Source organism: Escherichia sp. E4930 (genome assembly GCF_005845405.1).
GTDB lineage: Bacteria > Pseudomonadota > Gammaproteobacteria > Enterobacterales > Enterobacteriaceae > Escherichia.
Genome location: NZ_VCDZ01000067.1, coordinates 1 through 2,213 on the forward strand (window position 1 = coordinate 1; position 2,213 = coordinate 2,213).

Annotated in this window: 3 protein-coding genes and 1 pseudogene; all 4 read left to right on the forward strand. The window is 52.3% G+C overall.

Annotated elements, in window-relative coordinates; all coding sequences use genetic code 11:
• Positions 1 to 86 (forward strand): annotated as a pseudogene (locus FFT88_RS24995) (type I-E CRISPR-associated protein Cas5/CasD); the annotation flags it as partial.
• Positions 68 to 718 (forward strand): type I-E CRISPR-associated protein Cas6/Cse3/CasE, encoded by a 651-nt coding sequence (cas6e, locus tag FFT88_RS25000; protein ID WP_135403839.1) that lies wholly within the window; start codon positions 68 to 70, stop codon positions 716 to 718. The pseudogene FFT88_RS24995 and the gene cas6e, both read left to right, overlap by 19 nt.
• Positions 715 to 1,638, forward strand: a complete 924-nt coding sequence (gene cas1e / locus FFT88_RS25005) for a type I-E CRISPR-associated endonuclease Cas1e (protein ID WP_135403840.1) — start codon at positions 715 to 717, stop codon at positions 1,636 to 1,638. The genes cas6e and cas1e overlap by 4 nt, the downstream gene beginning before the upstream one ends.
• Positions 1,635 to 1,928, forward strand: coding sequence for a type I-E CRISPR-associated endoribonuclease Cas2e (gene cas2e, locus FFT88_RS25010; protein WP_135403841.1), 294 nt, complete (start codon positions 1,635 to 1,637; stop codon positions 1,926 to 1,928). Before cas1e ends, cas2e begins: the two co-directional genes overlap by 4 nt.
• Positions 1,929 to 2,213 lie beyond the last annotated feature (285 nt).

The window sequence follows — 2,213 nt, forward strand, 5'->3', positions numbered from 1 at the left end:
AATCGTCGGCAATGGCTGTTTGGGGAACGCACCATCAATCAGGGCCGTGGCTCAGCAAGGAGGAACCATGTACCTCTCAAGAATAACCTTACATACCGGCCAGCTTTCGCCTGCGCAGTTGCTGCATCTGGTGGATCGCGGTGAATATGTGATGCATCAGTGGTTGTGGGATCTCTTCCCTGGCGGCAAAGAAAGGCAATTTCTTTATCGTCGGGAAGAACTCCAGGGCGCGTTTCGCTTTTTTGTCCTCTCGCAGGAACGCCCGGCGGAAAGTGAAACTTTCACCATCGAATGCCGGTCATTTGCGCCCGAGCTGCGTACCGGACAACAACTTTGTTTCAACCTGCGGGCGAATCCAACAATCTGTAAAGCGGGCAAGCGCCACGATCTGCTGATGGAGGCGAAACGGCAGGTGAAGGGGCAGGCGGAAGGGCGTGATATCTGGTTGCATCAACAACAGGCGGCGCTGGACTGGCTGGTAGCGCAGGGGGAAAGAAGTGGTTTTACTCTACTGGATACCTCGGTTGATGCCTACCGACAACAACAACTCCGGCGGGAAAACTCCCGGCAACTGATCCAGTTCAGTAGTGTGGATTATACGGGGATGCTTACGGTCACCGATCCCGGGTTATTTCTGCAACGTCTGAGCCAGGGGTATGGCAAAAGCCGCGCGTTCGGCTGTGGTCTGATGCTGATCAAACCCGGAGCAGAGGCGTGACGTTTGTACCACTGAGTCCGATCCCGTTAAAAGATCGCGCCTCTATGATCTTCCTCCAGTACGGTCAAATCGACGTACTGGACGGCGCTTTCGTGCTGATCGACAAAACCGGGATCCGCACGCACATTCCGGTGGGATCGGTCGCCTGCATTATGCTCGAACCGGGAACGAGAGTTTCCCACGCGGCGGTGCATCTGGCCGCCACGGTGGGAACACTGCTGGTCTGGGTCGGTGAAGCGGGCGTTCGCGTTTACTCTTCCGGACAACCCGGAGGGGCGCGGGCAGATAAATTACTCTACCAGGCAAAGCTGGCTTTAACGGAAGATCTACGCCTGAAGGTGGTGCGCAAAATGTATGAATTACGTTTTCGTGAGCCACCGCCAGCTCGCCGTTCAGTGGATCAGCTACGGGGAATTGAGGGATCCCGCGTTCGCCAGACCTATGCATTACTGGCGAAACAATATGGTGTGAAATGGAATGGTCGCAAATACGATCCTAAAGACTGGGAAAAAGGCGATGTTGTGAATCGCTGCATCAGTGCTGCCACATCATGTCTGTACGGTATTTCTGAAGCGGCAGTATTAGCCGCGGGATATGCGCCCGCTATTGGATTTATTCATAGTGGCAAACCGCTTTCATTTGTTTATGACATAGCCGATATCATTAAATTTGATTCGGTTGTGCCAAAGGCATTTGAAATAGCAGCGAGGCAACCCGCAGAACCTGATAAAGAAGTCAGATTAGCCTGTCGCGATATTTTCCGTAGCACTAAGTTAACGGGCAAATTAATTCCGTTAATAGAGGAAGTGCTTGCCGCCGGTGAAATTGAACCGCCACAACCTGCGACGGATATGCTACCGCCAGCCATCCCCGAACCTGAAACGTTAGGCGATAGCGGTCATCGAGGACGCGGCGGATGAGCATGATCGTAGTTATAACGGAAAATGTTCCTCCACGTTTACGTGGACGGCTCGCAATCTGGCTACTGGAAGTGCGTGCCGGTGTGTATGTCGGAGATACATCCAAACGTATTCGGGAGATGATCTGGCAGCAAATCTCTCAACTGGCAGGTTGCGGAAATGTAGTGATGGCTTGGGCGACCAATACCGAGTCAGGTTTTGAATTTCAGACCTGGGGTGAAAATAGACGTATTCCGGTGGATTTGGATGGGTTGCGTTTGGTTTCTTTTCTTCCTGTTGATAATCAATAAGTTATCCGTTCTTTAAAAATAAGGAAATGTTTTAATTTAGTTGGTAGATTGTTGATGCGGAATAAATTTGTTTAAAAACAGTTATGTATGCTTAGAGTGTTCCCCGCGCCAGCGGGGATAAACCGTCATCAGTTACGGGCGCTTTCAATTCAAGGCCGTGTTCCCCGCGCCAGCGGGGATAAACCGCGCACCTTAGGTCAGGACTTGGGCGGCATGATGTGTTCCCCGCGCCAGCGGGGATAAACCGCCTGGGCGCATCCGGACGGCGAGAAAGTACCAGTGTTC